Below are 18,528 nucleotides of genomic sequence, written 5' to 3'. Positions count from 1 at the left end.
GCACAAGCGAGTCATTGCCCGGTCGACGGTGCCAGTTCAGCCCGCAAGTTGCGTATCGCCTCGTTGGCCAGATTCAAAGCATTCCGTTCGCCGTTTCTTATCGAGCACTCGAGGTAAGTGCGCAATCGGCTATGAAGGACGGCCTTCAGATTATGTGCCAGCAGCGGATCCTTCTCGACAAAGCTCCAAGCCTTGTCAAATGCGACGCTCACAACGGCATCTGGCACCTGCACCTGCTCGGAAAAGATCTGATCCATCTCTAACGCTCCTCGACATCCTGATACAAGGAAGTACCTTCTCAAAAGCAACCGGATTGTGTTGCGTGTCTCAGCACGAAAGACATCTGCTCTTCAACCTCTTCCACGCTACTCCCGGGACTTCAGGAGAGGATATAGATGCTTGTTGAAGCTGCGATGACCGAACGCCGTAATGCCCGCGCAATTCGAAGAAATTCTGAAAAGAGTGAAGCGAGTACGAGTTGTCGTGCCCTTCATTGCCGTCGTGGGCCTCTTGGTCGGTCACCAAATTGTGGCTTTTCCTTCATTCGGAAGATCGGCCCCCACGGGTTGCGGTTAAAGCCCAGCATGATGAAAAAGGCCGCCTACTCTTTTCCCACTCTCAAGAAGCGTTCAAACCGCAATGGCGCTTGTGACGTCGGATTTGGGGTGATGTAGCCTGTTCCGGATGAGACTTGTCTGCTTTGCGACAAGTCTCGACGCCTATTGCCGTGTGATATTCACCTGCGCGTGGCTTTCTGCTCCGGCCGTGGTGTTTGTTACCGGTCAGGCGCCTAAGAGAGGGAACGAGATGCAAGGGCAATTGCACTTTCCCCACGGCGGATTCTTAGTCGTTTGGCAAAGAAGGGCCGGGCGCCGTCGGTGTGGGTTCAATACGGAGTTGCGTAGGAAAGCCGGCGCAGCGTGGGATCGGCGGCGCGCTTCCGAGCTTTGGATACTTGCAGCTCGTGAAAGGCGTCGAGGGACAGCAAGGCCCAGCTAGATCGAATGCGTCGCCGGCGGCGTGAGATAGAGCAAGCCTGATTTCGAAAGTGGTGGCGAAAGCGGCGCGCTTACGGACGGTGAGCCCATAAACAGCAAATGTCGATCCCTGGTGTGTGCGGCCTAAGTGTAACTGTCAGCCCAGCCATAAACGTCCGCTCAACGCCATCAATCTCCAAAAAGCGCAAATGAAATCTCAGTCCGCTGCCGCACGTGAAAGAATGAGCTTGGCGATCGTCAATCGATTGGCGGAAGTCCGCAGCGCGGCCGGTAATGCCGCCACAGTCTGATCAAAAAGGCGTCCCAGAATCTGAAGGTCCTCGGGGTGGTAAACGCCACGGTCTTGCGACAATCGCATTCGTCCGTGGCCGGTTCTTGTATCGCCAAGCTGGCCGAGCTCCAGTTCCGCGGTGATCATTTGGCCTATGAGGGCATTAAGTAATCGGATCGCTTCCAGCTCGTTGCCTTCTTCGCGCATGAGCCCAGCCACGATGTCGAGTTGCAGGTCGACGCGATCCTCGAGGTTTTGTATGCGTGAATTGGAAGGGTCAAGTTCCACGGTATTTCTCCAAAGTGGTGAAATGCAAGACAGGCGGAGTAGAGGTATCGTTTCCCGTTCGCCAACGGCGGACGCTTCGCTGGACAAATGACTGCTGCACAGGAGGCGCTTCCGGTCCCCTGGAAGAGGGGGCACATATGTGCCGCGAAAGGATTGCAAAAGTGCAATGAGCGTCTAGGGAAAAACGAAAAGCGTTGCCGATGGCGCGGGATTTGAATGGATTCTCGAGCCGCCCAGTGCGTTCGGCAACAGCGGTGACTCTGTTCGGGGCCACACAGCTGATTGTACTGCTCTGCTTGGAGCCGCGGCAACAGCGCCGGACTGTTGAGGCGACCCGCCTGGTCAGAGCGAAAGGTCCAGCCCGCACCCCTGCGAAGGCCAACTCACCTGCCCGAGTTCTACGCTGCGGAGGCATTTACCATCGCCGAGTGTGCGTGATAGCTGTCTTCTTAGAGCAATCAAGTATCATGCCCAAAGGGGCAGGCAACGTCGTGTAGATTGCGCGCCAACTGCGACTGGTCACCGCACTGCATTCGTGCCCCCACGTGTCTTGCCGTCAAACATTGCTCGAAGCAGCCAAGAAGCACGTGATTTGCTCTGCGACCAAGTGATCCATTATCACGCGACATTCGTGAACACTGCCTTCCGTAAGCCGGCGATCGACTTATGCGGTGTTTGGCTTCAATTAGTAAAATAGAAAGTGTTGATGGGATGCATCCAGTTCGTTGATAGCGCAGGCGAGCAATCTCACCGCCTTCATCGGAGCCGGTTGATTGGTTCTCCTGCTATCCGGGCTAGGAAGCATAGGGAATGCCCGGGCAGGCGGCTGAGCCGCTGATGACCCGCCATGCTTGAGAGCGCACGAAGTAGCGGAACGAGTAGCGTTGACTTGGACGCCAAAACCTTGGTGCCCCCGCGGCCAAGAGAGACATGCATCCCGGCGCCGGCTATCCACCAGCTCTCGCTACCCGTATACTCGGCTATAGTCTAGGTAGTGGGCCTGATTGCTTCGTGCCGTCCCGCTGTCTCTTCCATTCGTGGATCTGAGATTGCGCGATATAATCCAGGCTAGAGAATGCGTAGATGCTGGTCGGGCACGAATCTGACAGAAGGCGAACGCCTCCAACAAAATCCGTGCTTGTCCATAAAGAATCGTTAGCTTCGCTTTCCTAGTCCTCAACCTTCGATCACTGGCTGCATAAGGGGCATGCCTTCAAACCTAGCAGAACGGTAAATGGCCGCCTCCGAGGCCAGTGCTGCAGACGGGATCAGACAAGGGGGCTGCTATTTGTCTATCATCGGGCGTAGCACCTTCGGCAGGGCGGCGCTCGGTAGCTCTGCGAGCGCCGCAGCGAGCGCGAAAAACGCTGCAAAAGCAGCGAATATAAAAGCGCTAGCGAGCATTGCTGCGACAACGTTCTGAGGGCGTCTCATCATTCGAGATACTTCGCGTGGGGAATGCTGCGTTGCATGAAAATCAGTACTTCTTGACACGCTCGACATGACCGTCGCGCCAGCGATAAACCAAAAATCCAGAAGCCGAGTTGTCCCTCCTTTTGTCGAACCGGTCGATCGGTCGGGAACGAAGCGCGCTGGCGACCCGGTCAGCATTGAAGGAGCCGCTCCGGTTCACCGCCTCTGCCCAGGCTTGCACAGCGGCACAAGCGTATAGCGTGTAGCCTTCACCGGGCAGCCCGGAAGCTTTGAGTCCGGCGACCGCACTGGCAGCATTGGCGTTCCCAGCGGGGTTGGGCATGAAGGTAAACAATGTGCCATTCCCAGCGCTGCCGGTAATGGCCCAGAATTCGGAGGTCATCAGCGGATCGTTCGCCATGACCGTGAGGTCTGCTTTTGCTTCTGCTGCCTGGCGTACCAACAATCCGACTTCGGTGTGGTAGCCGCCGATATAGGCGACGCGCAGCCGGTCCTTCTCCATTCTTGAGAGCAAGGCTCTGAAGCCCCTTTCACCGGCAACATAGCTTTGCCGGCTCACCTGCCGTCCCAATCGATGAAGCCGGGCTTCAACCACGTCGACAATCCCCCTGCCAGCAGTCCTCTTGTCGTCCAGCACCGCGATTTTCTCGAGGCGATAATTCGTGTGAATGTACTCGGCGGCAACGGCTCCCTGTTGGTCGTCGGGCCGCAGATCCGAAAGACAGTCTCAAGGCCGTGCTCTGTTAGTTGAGGAGTTGACGAGCCTGGTAACACCTGGACGATGCCAGCTTCGCGTAGATGTCGGAGGCCGGGATCGACGAAGAGGAACAAAAATGGCCAACCACCAACAGGATCCGCTCTGTCGTGAGCTTATTCGCGACTGCGACAGCTTGCCTAGGGTCGCAGGCGTCGTCAGCGACGCTCAATATAGTTTTGGCATTATCGGGAAGCTGGCCTGAGGCGTTCAGGACCTCGACCGCCGCAGCCGCACCATCGCGCATTTGCGCGCCGAATGCAGCGCTGCTTCCGGTCATTGGGCCAGCCACGGCGATCTTTATTTCAGAGCCGCGCGCAGACGGAGCGACGAGAGCGCAGAAGAGAAGCGCCGCAGGCGCAAGAGAGGCATGCCGCTTATTTACCATTGTAGAGCTTCCAATGCTCACCTGAAGTGAACCGCAACTGGTTGTAGTCAACCACGCCTGTAGACAGGCGTTGCTTGCTGGGCAAACCTGCGTTGGCCGGGCGAGCCGCCAACTACGGTAAGATCTACAACTTGACGTTACGTGCGGATCAAGCCCTTTTGGGAAGAGCGATGGAGGCGTCAGGGACGCGGATCGACCGGCGGTGACAATCCTTCCGTTTGATTCCGTAAAACTCCAAGCCGCGTCGGAGAGCGGCCGGTTCACCTAGCGTTTCTTAGCTTGCCCTAACCGGCGTGTGGAACCCGCCATGAATGCGTCAGTAAGGCTGATCCTCCAATCCGCCAAGGGCAAGATCGAGATATTGCATTAGACAGGGATCCCAACCAGCCAGACTGCGGGGCGCGCTTAATCGTGCAAGTACCTTCAGGATCATCGAAACACGTGAATCGTCGCCGGCGATTTCGCTGATCAGCAAGCGTGCTGCAACCGCGACAGCCTTTGCGCGCTCTCCGCAAGGGTGCTCGCCCCCATCCATGCAGTCGCGAAGATCATCACGGATTCGCCGCCAGCGGTCCTCTCGCTCCGCAGCTAAATTGCAGGTGCACCGGGACGTCTGACTCCGCGTCTCGGCGCGCGACATGGCGTTCAGGGTGGCAGGCAGCTCATCCACACTTACCTGCGCCTCGCTGTCGATGGTCATGTTGCGCAAACGGTCGCGCAACAGAGTTGTGCGCGCGACTTGGACTTCTATGCGCTCTAGATGCTTGCGCAGCAAGTCCGTGAGTGAGGTCGTCCCCTCCATAGCTTTACGGATCTCCACGAGCGAGAAGCCAAGCTCACGCAGCGCGCGAATCTGATGAACCCGTTGCCCGCTTTCGCGGTCATACATCCGGTGACCGCCCTCAGTGCGCTCTGTCGCTGCTAGCAGTCCAGTGTGCTCATAATGGTGCAGCGTGCGCACCGTTACTCCGGTCGCCTCTGCAAGTTCGCCAATGCGCCATCGACGCCGTCTTGGTGTAGCTCTGTTCATGTTGTTCAATTTCAAAGCCTACAACCTGACGTCACGTATGATTCAAGCGGATTTCTAAGCTCCAGTTGAATCGCCTTTAATTCATGCGCGCGAGTGGTGACTATCCTTAGAATGGCGGCTGATCAACCCTCAGGAGAAAGGGTGATCAACAAGTTCGCCAGGCGTGCCAGTTCAGCCTCGCCAGCCGCCGTACGCTCCAGGATAAGTTTGGCGATTGCTGCGCAGTTTTCTGGACTCCGCATCGACGGAGGTAGCGCGTCGACGGCGCCGTCATAAAGCCGTCCGAGGGCAGATAGCTCTTCTGGATCGAACACCCCGCTGCAAAGCTTCAACGTTCAGCTCCTTGTTTGAAATTGAGTCAAGCGCAGCGCACGTCGTCAAGACGTTTGGCTGCGGTAGGGCCAAAAGAAGTCATACCTGCGGCGCAAAGCGATGAGGATGTGATGTGCTGCTGTGTGATGCGTTCAGGCCACACGCGTTCGCGATGCAGCTTCGACGGCACGGCAAGTCCGACGATCTCTATGCTCACAATGAACGGTGGTAGGAATCCGAATAAGCTGATCATCTCCGTTCATCGGGAGCAACTACCGACCCAGGGAGTTGACGGCAAGAGCTCCGTGCCTGGCCTACCTTCTTGAGAGAGCTGCGCCCTGCCGCGGCCGTTGCAACGTAAACGCCTAGCTTCAGTGCGAAGGCATTGCTCCGTCGCTCGCCGGCCCCGTTCCGTTCCCGTCCCTAAAAGCATCAAGTCGGCAGTCTGCCGTTTCTCGCCCCCGAGGCGGAGGTGCGAAGAGCGAAAGCGCCTCTTGCCTGCCGCAAGGATCCTTTCCCCCGGCAATAAGAGCAAGCCAGGCGAGCAGGAATTGTGTGTTGAGACAAGTGTTGGAATGTGAGGTTCGTAGACTTCGCGAATGTGCTTACGGCAACGGTGAGACGGATCGCACGAAATGTCCCGGGGGCTCCGCGTCTTCCGGGCTGCTGGTCACACGGAGCTCTTGTGTAGTTGCCATGCGGGTGGCCTCCTGAAACAAAATGTCCCTCATCCACAGACTTCCCGGGTCGCTGTTGTGAAGTGAGGGCCATTGGACCGCCTCGGTGAAGGCGGGGAATGGATGCGGAAGCTCAACGATCCGAAGGGGCATCGTTCTTTGGAAATGCCTCACGAGCCCTAATGGCATCGTGCCTATGCGGTTCGTCCCAACTATGAGAGGCGGGATCATGCTGAAGCTCTGCACGAGGATGTCGATGCGCCGCGTGGGTCCGAGATCAGTCAAAAAGGAATGCTCAACTGGCGTCCGGGGCGCACCTCCGTGCTTAACTGCAACGTGACCCATCGACATATATCGATCGAATGTAAGCCGGGGTTGTAATTCCCTATTGGTGCAGCAGCCTACGCAGACGAGTCGCTCCTCGAATAGGGCCGCTCTGGGGTGCGTGCTGGACATGAAAAAATCTGGCCGGATAACAAAATCGACTTCACCGCGGCGGAGGAGCAGCTCGTGTTCATCGGTCGGCGCAGCCAATTCGAAGCTGACGGCGGGGGCTTCTCGCGTGACGCGTGCTACGACATTTCGGAAGAGCACAACTGTTACGAAGTCAGAAAGGACGATCCTGAATCGGCGGTTCAATCGAGCTGGGTCGAACGGATGTCGGGCCATAATCGAGAGTTCAATGTGCATCAGAGCCTCGCGCACAGGAGCCGCGAGCCCTTCCGCGCGTGAGCTCAAGACAAGTTCGCGCCCCCTCATTCCAAACAGTTCATCACGGAAATGCTTGCGCAGCCGGGCAACGGCTGCGCTCATTGCCGGCTGACTAAGATTGATCTTGCGTGCGGCTGACGAGAGGTTGCGCTCAGTTATTAGAGCATCCAGCGCGACCAGAAGATTTAGATCCAGACCTTTGAAACGCATCTCTTCCTATCCGGCACAAACGTCGTTGCTGCGCAATAGCGTGCGGTGGCGCCAGCGCCTGGAGCAATCGTCTTGGCCCGCCCCAATGGACATCGGCTCATTCCTGCGCCCGGGAAAGGAAGCTTGCGAGATGACCGCAACAATGGAGAGCAGGCGGAAAGCCGATCGGCAGCGGCGGGAAAGCGTCGGGAGCTCCAAGCTAATTGGTCTTGCCGGTTCCGGCCGGCCACGCAGCAGGGTCGTTCAGTCCGCTGATGGCAGATCAGCCCAGTGTTCGTCAGCGTGCCAAAGCGCGGTGTCGACAGCTGGGTCGTGCAGCGCTTGTCACGAGAGCAACCTACAACCTGACGCAATGTGCGGTTCAAGACATTTTAGTGATAGAGCCAAACATTTGCACGGCAGGCATATTCTTCTGCGATGGTTGCCGGACGTAGCCTGAATGCGTCGTGAGCGCATCAAACCGCACCTTCGAGGTCACCACGCGCACAACTGGAAAAGGCTTCGCGACCGATCGTCGCATTGCGCGTCTGTGGCTCCTTCTCACCTCCATACCCTGGAGAGACGAAAGAAAACGGGGCACGTCGAAGGTTCTACAGTGTGCCGGGGATGTTCAGAGCGCAGCTTAAGGTAAGCCTAACAGCGCCTGCGAGTTGGAGGCTCCTGGTCCCCAGATGCCATGTTGGATGCTTCCTCGAGCAATATCCGACGCATCCAGATGCTCGCGGGGTCGGTATTGTGGAATGAGGGCCACTGCAGGGCCTCTGTGAATGTGGGCAGGGGGAGGGGCGGTTGGATGATCCGCAACGGCATCCGCTTTTCGAAGTGCCTGGCCAGTCGTAAGGGCATCGTGCCGATACGGCTCGTGTCTAGCAACAGGGGCGGAATCAGGCTAAAGCCCTGCACGACGACCTCAATTCGTCTCCTCAGGCCGTGCTCAAGCAAAAACCATTCTTCGAGGTTCGGTCTCAGTGCGCGTCCGAACTTGGCAGTAACGTGCCCCATCGAGATGTATTGTTCGAACGTAAGCTGCCGGGATAGCTGCTTGTTCGCGCGGCATCCGACGCATACGAGGCTCTCGTCGAACAGCGTCGCCTTAGGGTGCGCGCTCGACATGAAAAGTTCCGGCAGAATGAGAAAGTCGACCTCGCCCCGCCGCAGCAGCTCATCCGGTTCATCAGAAAATGGCAGCAGTTCGAAGCGCACCGCGGGGGCTTCTTGCGCCATGCGGTCCACAATTCTGCGGAAAAAAACGATCGTCATGAAATCTGAGAGAATGACCCTGAAGCGTCGGCTCGATTGAGCAGGGTCGAGCGCGTCCCGCGATATGATTGAGAGTTGGATGTGCAGCAGGGCCTCGCGAACCGGACCTGCAAGCGCTTCCGCGCCAGGTGTCGGGACGAGTTCGCGACCTCTCATAGTAAAGAGTTCATCGCGGAAATAGGTGCGCAGCCGTGCGATCGCAGCGCTCATAGCAGGCTGGCTCAGATTGATTTTGCGAGCCGCCGCTGTGAGGTTGCGCGCCGTCATCACGGCGTCGAGCGCAACGAGAAGATTTAGATCAAGTCCCTTGAACCGCATGTGATGAGTCTATCCATCGTGTGGATGTGTTCTATCGAAACAATCGATTTTACCAAACTGGGGGAGGTTGGATAGCAAACTGAAGTTTGGAAAAAGCAATTAGACGCGCCACGATGGTTTCCGGTCGTTCACGTGAGCTAAGAGAAGAGCTCCCAGACGTGGGAGCGCACCATGGGCGCGCGTTGTTGTTTCTCCTTAAGCGTGGCCGTTCGAACGCCAAGCGCGTCCCGATAAACGTTGGTATGCGGATATCATCCGTTTCCATATTTCAGGTTTACCCGCGTACAATTGAGGGCGCGTTCAGCCTCATTCTAGTGTCGAAGAATAGAGGCAGACGCAGGTTGCGGATGCCAAGAATTCCAGGCGCCGTTCCAAATGGCTCGCCTGTCCAGTGCATGTGGGGCGTGTCGAAGATGTATAAAAGCCAGTGTGATCTGATGCCGCTCCGATGCGCCATCGATGAGGCTTGCGCGCCGATGGCCGGCCCTCAGACGTCAAAGCGCCGGAGGGCGATGCGACTGCAGGCACAAAAGCTCGCTGGTGCAGACAGGTTCTGGCTAGCCCAACCGCCTCGTCGGCAGCTTCCGAGTTATCGTGAGCGCGGCATCAACCGCACGAGGGTGCAATCAAGCGATCGCTCCGTCGCGCAAAGGCCAGCGGCGCGGAGTAGGCGAGCAGTGCCGAGCTCCGACAGAGCATGGCGGCGCATCTCAGCATTCATCGGCGGTTCGGCGAATAGCGAATTGACGTGACCATCCCCGCTCTTCATTCCACCGGCGCAAGGAAGCTCGCCATGAACATTGCCGTCTCCCCGACTGCGGAAGGATCTTCTGGGCGCGCTCAAGTGCAGTGGAGCCTTCGTTGGGAAAGTGAACTGCAGCTCGCCGATCATGCCGAGCTCGCGGAGTTCTTCCGCAAGAGTTACGGACCGACGGGTGCGTTCAATGCGCAGCCGTTTGAGCGGAGCCGAAGTTGGGCTGGAGCAAGACCCGAGCTCCGCGTAATTGGTTACGACGCGCGCGGGGTAGCGGCTCACATCGGGCTACTGCGCCGCTTCATCAAAGTTGGTGAAGTCGATCTCCCTGTGGCCGAACTGGGGTTGTATGCGGTGCGCCCCGATCTCGAGGGGCACGGGATAGGCCACGCAATGCGCGTGATGTATCCCGCACTCCAGGAGCTCGGCGTTCCATTCGGATTTGGCGCGGTTCGCTCGGCCCTCGAAAAACATTTGACCCGACTGGTCGAAAGGCAGGGGCTCGCCACCCTGATGCGTGGCATTCGCGTCCGCTCCACCTTGCCGGATGTCTATCCAAATTTATCGCCGACGCGCATCGAAGACGTGATCGTCGTGGTGTTTCCGGTCGGACGCTCGATAAGCGAATGGCCGGCCGGGACTGTCATCGATCGTAACGGGCCTGAGTTGTGACAGAGCGTTCCACCCTATCTACTGTCCGCTGCGACTACGCTGACGCGGGCGGAAGTCGAGCTGTCCATTTGACCTTTGACGATGGGCCAAATCCATTTTGTACGCCAGAGGTGCTCGATGTCCTGGCGCAACATCGGGTCCCCGCGACATTCTTCGTCATCGGGACGTACGCGACGGAGCATCCTGAACTCATCCGACGAATGATTGCGGAAGGGCATGAGGTTGCGAACCATACGATGACCCATCCTGATCTATCCAGATGCGGACCTACGGAGCTACACGACGAGGTGCTGACGGCGAGCGAAGCCATCCGTCTGGCGTGCCCGCTGGCCTCGCCCAGGCATATGCGAGCGCCTTACGGCATATGGACGCGAGATGTGCTCGCAGTGGCGGCGAGCGCTGGTCTCACGGCTCTGCACTGGTCGGTCGACCCTAGAGATTGGTCCCGCCCCGGGGTTGATGCAATTGTGAATTCCGTACTGGCGAACGTACGCCCGGGTGCAATTGTGCTCCTGCACGACGGATATCCTCCCGATGAGGAGGGATTGCCCAGTGGCTCTACGCTGCGCGATCAGACCAGGACGGCGCTGGCATATCTCATTCCAGCACTACAACGGCGCGGGTTTGTAATCCGTCCACTCCCTCAACTCCACTGAAAAAACGACACCCCATGGACCTGCTCGCGACGACCAGTGCTGCCGCCGTTTCATCTTATGCGCTCCTATCGACGATCTATAAGAGCGTGCAAGCGCTTTATGCTCAGCCGGCGATCAACTCATCGCTGGACAACCTTGGACAAGCCGAGGTGGTCGTTCCTGCTGTGGACGTGATCGTGCCGTGCTTCAACGAGAATCCGAACACACTCGCCGAATGTCTGGAGTCGATTGCCAGTCAAGACTACGCCGGAAAGATGCAGGTATATGTGGTCGATGACGGATCGGCAAACCGCGACGTTGTCGCGCCTGTACACCGGATATATGCGAGCGATCCGAGATTCAGTTTTATCTTGTTGGCGAACAATGTGGGAAAGCGCAAGGCGCAGATCGCAGCGATACGCAGCTCATCCGGTGATCTGGTTCTCAACGTCGATTCCGATACGATACTTGCTGCCGACGTCGTCACGAAGCTTGTATTGAAGATGCATGACCCGGGAATCGGTGCGGCCATGGGTCAGCTGATCGCGAGCAATCGCAACCAGACCTGGCTGACCAGGCTGATCGACATGGAATATTGGCTCGCGTGCAACGAAGAGCGCGCGGCACAGGCGCGCTTCGGTGCCGTCATGTGTTGCTGCGGCCCATGTGCCATGTATCGGCGTTCCGCGCTCGCCTTGCTTCTTGATCAATATGAAGCCCAATTCTTTCGTGGGAAGCCGAGCGATTTCGGCGAGGACCGCCACCTAACGATACTCATGCTCAAGGCGGGGTTTCGAACCGAATACGTTCCGGACGCCATAGCAGCCACAGTCGTCCCGCACAGTCTTCGGCCATATCTACGACAGCAACTCCGCTGGGCGCGAAGTACCTTTCGAGATACGTTTCTTGCTTGGCGCCTGCTGCCAGAGCTCGATGGTTATTTGACGCTAGACGTTATCGGGCAAAATCTCGGCCCATTGCTCCTCGCCATTTCATCACTTGCTGCGCTCGCACAGCTCCTGATCGATGGCTCTATACCCTGGTGGACGGGATTGACGATTGCTGCAATGACTACGGTCCGGTGCTGTGTGGCAGCGCTTCGTGCCCGCGAGCTGCGGTTTATCGGCTTCTCGCTCCACACGCCGATCAATATCTGTCTCTTACTGCCTTTGAAGGCCTATGCGCTTTGTACATTGAGCAATAGCGATTGGCTATCTCGGAAAGTCACCGATATGCCGACGGAAGAGGGGAAACAGCCTGTCATCCTGCACCCGAATGCCGGACGAAGTCCTGCTGGTGTAGGGGGGCGCCTGCTCCTATTCGTAAGGCGGCGTTATCGCAGCCTCCATCGAGCCTGGCGGCGACGGAGAGTGTTTCCGGTCGCGATCGTTCGACTGTCTACAAATAAGTGGTCGGCTGATGACTCAGGACGAAAACCATCAGTTATTAGAGCGAGAGTTGGCTGTCGACGACCCGTGGCGCCTCGACACTAGTGCGTTCGAGCAGCAGCGATACGCGCAAATGCTCCGGATGTCGCGCCGCGACGGAGATGCGGCGTCTGCGCTCGAAGTAGGATGTGCAGCCGGTGCATTCACGGAGATGCTGGCGCCGCTATGCGAGCGACTTACGGTCGTGGATGTCATGCCGCAGGCAATCGAGCGAACGCGACTGCGGACCGGGAAATGGTCACATATTAGTTGGGTGACCTGCGACATTCAGCGGTTCTCGACCACTGAGCAATTCGATTTGATTGTCGTGGCTGAGGTTCTTTACTACCTCAGGGACGTCGTCGAGATGCATGCGGCTATCCGCAACCTGGTGAGTATGCTTGCGCCAGATGAGACTCTCATTTTCGGGTCTGCGCGTGATGAAATATGTCAACGCTGGGGGCATGCTGCCGGTGCTGAGACGGTGATCGCTCTCTTCAATGAGAGCCTATCAGAGATCGAGCGCCGGCACTGCTGCACCGGGTCGGCGAGCGAAGACTGCTTGATCGTCCGGTTTCTGAAGCCGGGCGGCGCGTCGGCACAATCAAACGCCGGTCATTAGGCCAGGAGGACGTATGCGCATCTGCGGAATAAAGTTGACACATGACGGAGCAATTGCTGTCGTCGAGGACGGTCGGCGTCTTTTTTGCGTCGAGCAAGAGAAGCGCGGCAATGGTCCTCGCTATCAGTCCGTCGACAATCTCGATGCAGTCGTCTTCGCCTTGGCGGAGCATGGCCTGAATCCGCGCGACATCGATCAGTTCGTGATTGATGGCTGGGACGGGGAGAATGAATCGCAGTTCCAGCTCCTAAGCGGAGCGGTGCCGGTCGCGCTAAAAGGCGCGCCATATGTCGAGCGTCATGCTGAGGGCCTCCTTGATTCCGTCGACGGCTATGGCCTCCTCCTCGGAGGCGAGGAGTTTCCATATAAGAGCTACCCGCATGTCACGGGCCATGTCGCCTCAGCATATAGCACCAGTCCTTTCGCCAGCGCGGGGAAACCCGCGTTGTGTCTGGTATGGGACGGCTGTATCTTTCCACGCCTTTACTATGTCGAGCCCCAGGGCGCGCGGCTCATCGGATCGCTGTTTCCGATGATTGGCCATGCCTATGCCGCCGCGGGCCTTCACTTCGGCCCATACCGGCAGCCGAACCGCTCCAGTTGGGATTTGGGCATTGCTGGCAAGCTGATGGCCTACATCGAGCTTGGTTCCGTGGACGAAAGCATCGTGGAAGTGTTCCAGGAGCTTTATGAAACGCGCTCAGCGGCTGACACGGAGCAGGCTCGTCGCTACCGCGAAAACATCAACAATGCGGAAGCGTCTCTCGCAGTTATTCACGACTTCTTCGAGTCAAGCGCATTGCGCCTGAAGGCCAAGCGCGCGGAGGACGTCCTCGCGTCGTTTCATGTGTTTCTGGAACGTCTTCTCGTTAAGGAGATCGCGATGGTTCTGCTACGGCACTCGTCGCTTCCGGGAGCGCGAAATCTATGCATCGCCGGAGGTTGCGGTCTCAACATCAAATGGAACAGCGCGCTTCGCGCGACCGGATTATTCGATGATGTCTGGGTGCCGCCGTTTCCAAATGACAGTGGCTCGGCAATCGGCGCGGCGTGCGGCGCTATGGCAGCGCAAGATGGCTTCGAGCCGTTGGAATGGTCAGTTTACAGTGGCCCCGCCCTGCAGGAGAGCGAGGTTCCGCCGGACTGGGAGGCGGCGCCGTGCAGTCTGCCTGAACTTGCCTCGATTCTTGCTGACAACAAGCCCGTCATCTTTCTTTCCGGGTGTGCCGGGCTCGGGCCGCGGGCGTTGGGCGGTAGAAGCATTCTTGCGGCCCCAACGTCCCCGGAGATGAAGGATCATCTCAACGACATCAAACGGCGCGAACACTTCCGGCCGGTGGTGCCGATCTGTCTGGAAGATCGTGCGCCGGAGATCTTCAGCCCGGGTACGCCAGATCCTTACATGCTATTCGATCACCAAACCCGGGCGAATTGGCGCGACAAGATCCCGGCAGTGGTACATCTCGACGGCTCGGCGCGGCTGCAGACAATTTCCCGCAACTCTCCTCACAAAATTGCTGCGCTTCTCATCGAATTTGAGCAACTCACCGGCATTCCGCTGCTCTGCACCACGAGCGCCAACCTCCATGGACGGGGATTCTTTCCCGATGCTGCGGCGGCATGCCAATGGGGGCGCGTCGAGCATGTGTGGTGCGAGGGCATGCTCTGGAGCAAAACGGTCATCAAGAAGTCATCGCCTACGGAACGACTTCTGTCAGCCTAAGATGAACATGTCCAATATGGCGATCGACCTTGTCGGCGTGAGAAAGTCATTCGGGGACAAGGTTATCGTCAATGACCTGTCGTTCTCGGTTGCGCGCGGAGAGTGCTTCGGGCTGCTTGGGCCAAATGGAGCTGGCAAAAGTACGATTGCACGCATGCTCCTCGGCATGATTTCCCCCGATCGAGGCAAGATTACGGTCCTCGATGAGCCTGTGCCTTCCCGCGCTCGTGCGGCGCGCGTGCGCGTAGGCGTGGTGCCGCAGTTCGATAACCTTGAGCCCGAGTTCACCGTGCGGGAGAACCTGCTTGTGTTTGGCCGCTATTTCGGCATGAGCGCTCGCACGATCGAAGCGGTTGTGCCCTCGTTGCTTGAGTTTGCGCGGCTTGAAAGCAAGGCGGACGTGCGCGTCTCCCTTTTGTCCGGTGGTATGAAGCGGCGGCTGACGCTGGCGCGCGCTCTGATCAATGATCCACATCTACTCGTGATGGACGAGCCGACGACGGGGCTCGATCCGCATGCTCGCCACCTGATCTGGGAACGCCTGCGGGCTCTTCTTGCGCGCGGCAAGACGATCCTCTTGACCACTCACTTCATGGAAGAGGCCGAACGCCTTTGCGATCGGCTATGCGTGCTTGAGAGTGGATGCAAAATCGCCGAAGGCAAGCCAGACGCCTTGATCGACGAGCATATCGGCTGCAACGTGATCGAGATCTATGGCGGTGATCTAGATCAACTCCGGGAGCTGATCAGGCCGTATGCGCGGCATATCGAAGTGAGTGGAGAGACGCTTTTTTGTTACGCGCGATGTCCGGACGAAATCAGCGTGCACCTGCGCGGGCGAACGGACCTTCGCGTTCTGCAGCGCCCCCCGAATCTCGAAGACGTGTTTTTGCGGTTGACCGGGCGCGAGATGGAGAAATGAGCGATGGATGATGGTTATGCGTCGGTCATGCCGGCTAATGCGTACAATTGGACCGCGGTATGGCGTCGAAATTACTTGGCATGGAGGAAAGTCGCGCTTGCATCGCTTCTCGGCAACCTCGCAGATCCCATAACCAATCTGTTTGGCCTTGGCTTTGGGCTCGGACTCATTGTGGGACGGGTTGAGGGGACTTCGTACATTGCGTTTTTGGCGGCGGGTATGGTCGCGATTAGCGCTATGACATCCGCGACCTTTGAAACTCTGTACGCAGCCTTTGCTCGGATGGATGTCAAGCGCACCTGGGAGGGAATTTTGTTCACACAGCTCACGCTTGGCGATATCGTTCTAGGTGAGTTGGTGTGGGCGGCCAGTAAGTCCGTTCTAGCCGGGACAGCAATCGGGATTGTCGCTGCCACCCTGGGTTATGCATCCTGGACGTCGGTTCTTTGTGCGATACCGACAATCGCCCTTACGGGCCTTGTCTTCGCCAGCCTGGCAATGGTCGTCATATCTCTTGCGCCAACTTACGATTACTTCGTGTTTTACCAGTCGCTCGTCCTTACGCCCATGGTGTTCTTGTGTGGCGCGGTCTTTCCGACGAGCCAAATGCCCGACTCATTTCAGCACTTTGCCGGCTTGTTGCCGCTGGCACATTCGGTCGAACTTATTCGCTCAGTGATGCTTGAGCGCGGCGCCGACAATGCCGCCCTACACGTAGGCGCGCTCTGCGTTTACGCGGTCTTGCCCTTTTTCGCGTCGATCGCGTTATTTCGGCGCCGCCTGCTGCGTTGACGTGAGTTCAGCGAAACGGAGAAGTCAAAGCGATGCAGTGTCATGATGCGTTCCGCGGTAGCTCGCGAGTGACCTGGTCTGTCAGAGCAGCTTGTGAAACGGCCTTGAGAAGCCGCGATCGAGCCAGCTCTACGGCCGCCTGTTCGGCCGATCGGACCTTGCAAAGTCGTGTTGTGCTGCCTGGCACGCGCACCGGCTGCGCGTGACTGTACAGATTAGATCGGTGGGACGGCATGGCCTTCCATGGAGAACGGGATGTTGAGCATAGGACTGAGTGGCGGCCTTGACAGAATCTATGAAAGCTCTCCGGAGCTGCCGAATACATTTCTTCACGATGGCGCTGCGGTACTTGTGCAGGACGGCCGCGTAATTGCTGCTGTCGAAGAGGAGCGCCTCAACCGCGTCAAGCACTCCAACAAGTTCCCCAGCAATTCGATCCGATACTGCCTTTCTACCGCAGGAGTCGAGCTCGGCGACATCGACCGTATCGCGTTCTACGCGACTGAAGCTTACTGCAAAGCCATGCTCGAGCGCCTTTCTGTTTCTCAGCCCGTTCCGTTGGACCCCAAACTGTTGCTGCGGCAGCTGTTGGCACGGGAATTCGGGGCCGAGATCGATCCGTCCGGGTTTCCTTCGTGAATCACCACGAAGTACATGCCGTGAGCGCGTTTGCCATGTCCGGGTTCGAGCAAAGTCTGGTGTTTGCGATCGACGGCGGGGGCGATTTTCTCTCAGGCTTAATGGCGGTAGGGTCCGGGACCGTAATTGCGCAGCTTGTAAGTTTCCCGGAACACAACTCTCTTGGGCTGTTCTATCTCGAGACGATCCGATATCTCGGCTGCGGGATGTTCGACGAATACAAAGTGATGGGGCTTGCACCGTATGGTGATCCCGATCGCTATCGCGAGCTCTTCGCGCAGTTCTACGAGTTGTTGGACAGCGGTGGCTATCGCGTTCACCTGGATCGAATCGGACCAGCCCTTTTGCGCAACATCCAGGTTCGGCGAAAGGGAATGCCATTCACCCAACAGCATCGAGATGTCAGCGCGTCGCTGCAGGAAGCGCTGGAGCGGATCGTGTTTCACACCCTGCGGCACCATCGTAAAGCGACGGGCATGACACGCCTGTGCCTAGCTGGCGGGGTGGCCCATAATTGCACGCTGAACGGTAAGCTGCTTTATTCCGGGCTATTTGACGACATCTTTGTTCAACCCGCGGCGCACGACGCCGGTTGCGCACTCGGCGCTGCATTAATGGTATCAAGCGAGCTAGGCAGGCCAGCGCCGCGCGAGCGACTGCCGGACGTTTATTGGGGGCCCGATCTTGGGAACGAGCAAGCCACAGAGCTTGAGCTCAACGCATGGTCAGGCCACCTCGACATTCAACGAAGTGATGACATAGCATCCAGTGCGGCGGACTGGATGGCAAATGGCGCTGTAATCGGCTGGGTTCAGGGGCGCTCTGAGTTCGGCCCACGTGCGCTTGGTAACCGCAGCATTCTAGCGGACCCGCGGCCTGCGGAAAACAAGGATCGCATCAACGCGGTGGTCAAGAAGCGCGAGAGCTATCGCCCCTTTGCGCCATCTGCATTAGAGGAGGATGCGAGCGAGTTCTTTGAGCTCCCCGACGGCACGCGGCAGCTCCCCTTCATGAACTTCGTAGTTCGCGTGCGTGAAGCCAAGGGTAACGTGCTCGGTGCGATCACGCACGTTGATGGGACGGCTCGGCTGCAGACCGTATCGCGCAAGACAAACCCCGCCTACTGGGACGTCATTAATGCGTTCAAGAAGCGAACGAGCCTTCCGATTCTTCTAAATACCTCATTTAACAACAATGCCGAGCCGATCGTGCAGTCCGTGTCAGATGCGATCACCACGTTTTTGACGACTGATCTGGACGGACTTGTTGTTGGGCCGTTCCTCGTCAGGAAGCGGCCAGCATCACTGCAGGATTGGAGTGCGCTGGCTGCGTCATTGCCGCCGTACGCATCCCTTCATCGTGTTCGCTCCCACATAGCGCCAGATCGGCAGGAAACGGTCTGCGAGATCCGCATGGGACATTCCGCCCACTCTAGTATGCGTATCTCACCTGAGCTTTTCGAGATCTTGATGCGAATCGAGGGCGAGGCGTCGCTCGGGTCGCTTTTCGACACAGCCCTGCTGGACCAGGCCAAGCGTGAAGATCTTGTGAAGGAATTGCGGCTCGTATGGGAGCTTCGGGGCGTTCGCCTGCATCCGCTGCACGCGGCTTGCCGTCACGATAATGTACAAAGCGGAACATAGCCATGACTCATGCGCATGGCCACGCCCATGCGTGCATGTGAGGGGACC

15 protein-coding genes and 1 pseudogene are annotated in these 18,528 nt (G+C 58.0%); 8 read left to right on the top strand and 8 right to left on the bottom strand.

Annotation, left to right across the window (positions count from 1 at the left end):
• Window positions 1-11: 11 nt before the first annotated feature.
• From LPJ38_RS35970 to nodD1, 8 genes are all read right to left on the bottom strand, one after another.
• On the bottom strand, window positions 12-257 hold the full coding sequence (locus LPJ38_RS35970) for a hypothetical protein (protein ID WP_011084811.1): 246 nt from the start codon (window positions 255-257) through the stop codon (window positions 12-14).
• Window positions 258-1,194: 937 nt separating this feature from the next.
• Window positions 1,195-1,557 carry a hypothetical protein gene (locus LPJ38_RS35965; protein WP_014497821.1) on the bottom strand — a complete coding sequence of 121 codons (363 nt, stop codon included), beginning with the start codon at window positions 1,555-1,557 and terminating at the stop codon, window positions 1,195-1,197.
• A gap of 1,477 nt (window positions 1,558-3,034) precedes the next feature.
• Window positions 3,035-3,634 (bottom strand): ABC transporter substrate-binding protein, encoded by a 600-nt coding sequence (locus LPJ38_RS38050; RefSeq protein ID WP_245283467.1) that lies wholly within the window; start codon window positions 3,632-3,634, stop codon window positions 3,035-3,037.
• Window positions 3,635-3,734: 100 nt separating this feature from the next.
• Window positions 3,735-3,992: a hypothetical protein gene (locus LPJ38_RS38045; protein ID WP_253623234.1), complete on the bottom strand. Its 258-nt coding sequence runs from the start codon at window positions 3,990-3,992 to the stop codon at window positions 3,735-3,737.
• Between the two features lie 457 nt (window positions 3,993-4,449).
• Entirely contained in the window at window positions 4,450-5,163 is a 714-nt protein-coding gene (locus LPJ38_RS35955; protein WP_026312621.1) for a MerR family transcriptional regulator, read from the bottom strand.
• Window positions 5,164-5,285: 122 nt separating this feature from the next.
• Window positions 5,286-5,495: a hypothetical protein gene (locus LPJ38_RS35950; protein WP_014497819.1), complete on the bottom strand. Its 210-nt coding sequence runs from the start codon at window positions 5,493-5,495 to the stop codon at window positions 5,286-5,288.
• 585 nt (window positions 5,496-6,080) lie between these two features.
• Window positions 6,081-7,073: a transcriptional regulator NodD2 gene (nodD2, locus tag LPJ38_RS35945; RefSeq protein ID WP_011084818.1), complete on the bottom strand. Its 993-nt coding sequence runs from the start codon at window positions 7,071-7,073 to the stop codon at window positions 6,081-6,083.
• 633 nt (window positions 7,074-7,706) lie between these two features.
• Window positions 7,707-8,651, bottom strand: coding sequence for a transcriptional regulator NodD1 (gene nodD1 / locus LPJ38_RS35940; RefSeq protein WP_018646994.1), 945 nt, complete (start codon window positions 8,649-8,651; stop codon window positions 7,707-7,709).
• A 793-nt stretch (window positions 8,652-9,444) separates the two neighbouring features.
• On the opposite strand from nodD1, the gene LPJ38_RS35935 reads away from it, so the two are divergent.
• The 8 genes and pseudogenes from LPJ38_RS35935 to LPJ38_RS38040 all read left to right on the top strand — a co-directional run bounded on the left by LPJ38_RS35935 (window position 9,445) and on the right by LPJ38_RS38040 (window position 18,480).
• On the top strand, window positions 9,445-10,077 hold the full coding sequence (locus tag LPJ38_RS35935) for a NodA family N-acyltransferase (protein ID WP_011084822.1): 633 nt from the start codon (window positions 9,445-9,447) through the stop codon (window positions 10,075-10,077).
• On the top strand, window positions 10,074-10,733 hold the full coding sequence (gene nodB, locus LPJ38_RS35930; RefSeq protein WP_011084823.1) for a chitooligosaccharide deacetylase NodB: 660 nt from the start codon (window positions 10,074-10,076) through the stop codon (window positions 10,731-10,733). The genes LPJ38_RS35935 and nodB overlap by 4 nt, the downstream gene beginning before the upstream one ends.
• 14 nt (window positions 10,734-10,747) lie before the next feature.
• Entirely contained in the window at window positions 10,748-12,205 is a 1,458-nt protein-coding gene (gene nodC, locus LPJ38_RS35925; RefSeq protein WP_011084824.1) for a chitooligosaccharide synthase NodC, read from the top strand.
• Entirely contained in the window at window positions 12,132-12,761 is a 630-nt protein-coding gene (gene nodS / locus LPJ38_RS35920; protein ID WP_014497813.1) for a nodulation methyltransferase NodS, read from the top strand. Before nodC ends, nodS begins: the two co-directional genes overlap by 74 nt.
• A gap of 13 nt (window positions 12,762-12,774) precedes the next feature.
• A complete protein-coding gene (gene nodU, locus LPJ38_RS35915) occupies window positions 12,775-14,484 on the top strand; it encodes a nodulation protein NodU (RefSeq protein ID WP_014497812.1) in 1,710 nt (569 codons plus the stop codon).
• Between the two features lies 1 nt (window position 14,485).
• Complete coding sequence (gene nodI, locus LPJ38_RS35910) at window positions 14,486-15,406, top strand: nodulation factor ABC transporter ATP-binding protein NodI (protein WP_011084827.1); 921 nt, start codon at window positions 14,486-14,488, stop codon at window positions 15,404-15,406.
• 3 nt (window positions 15,407-15,409) lie between these two features.
• The gene (locus LPJ38_RS35905) at window positions 15,410-16,198 is read left to right on the top strand and encodes an ABC transporter permease (protein ID WP_095424422.1); all 789 of its coding nucleotides are present in this window, start codon (window positions 15,410-15,412) and stop codon (window positions 16,196-16,198) included.
• A 255-nt stretch (window positions 16,199-16,453) separates the two neighbouring features.
• A pseudogene (locus LPJ38_RS38040) lies at window positions 16,454-18,480 on the top strand (carbamoyltransferase family protein).
• Window positions 18,481-18,528 lie beyond the last annotated feature (48 nt).

Origin of the sequence: Bradyrhizobium daqingense (assembly GCF_021044685.1) — a bacterium.
Taxonomy (GTDB): Bacteria; Pseudomonadota; Alphaproteobacteria; order Rhizobiales; family Xanthobacteraceae; genus Bradyrhizobium; species Bradyrhizobium daqingense.
This window is presented reverse-complemented; position numbering and strand designations above follow the sequence as displayed.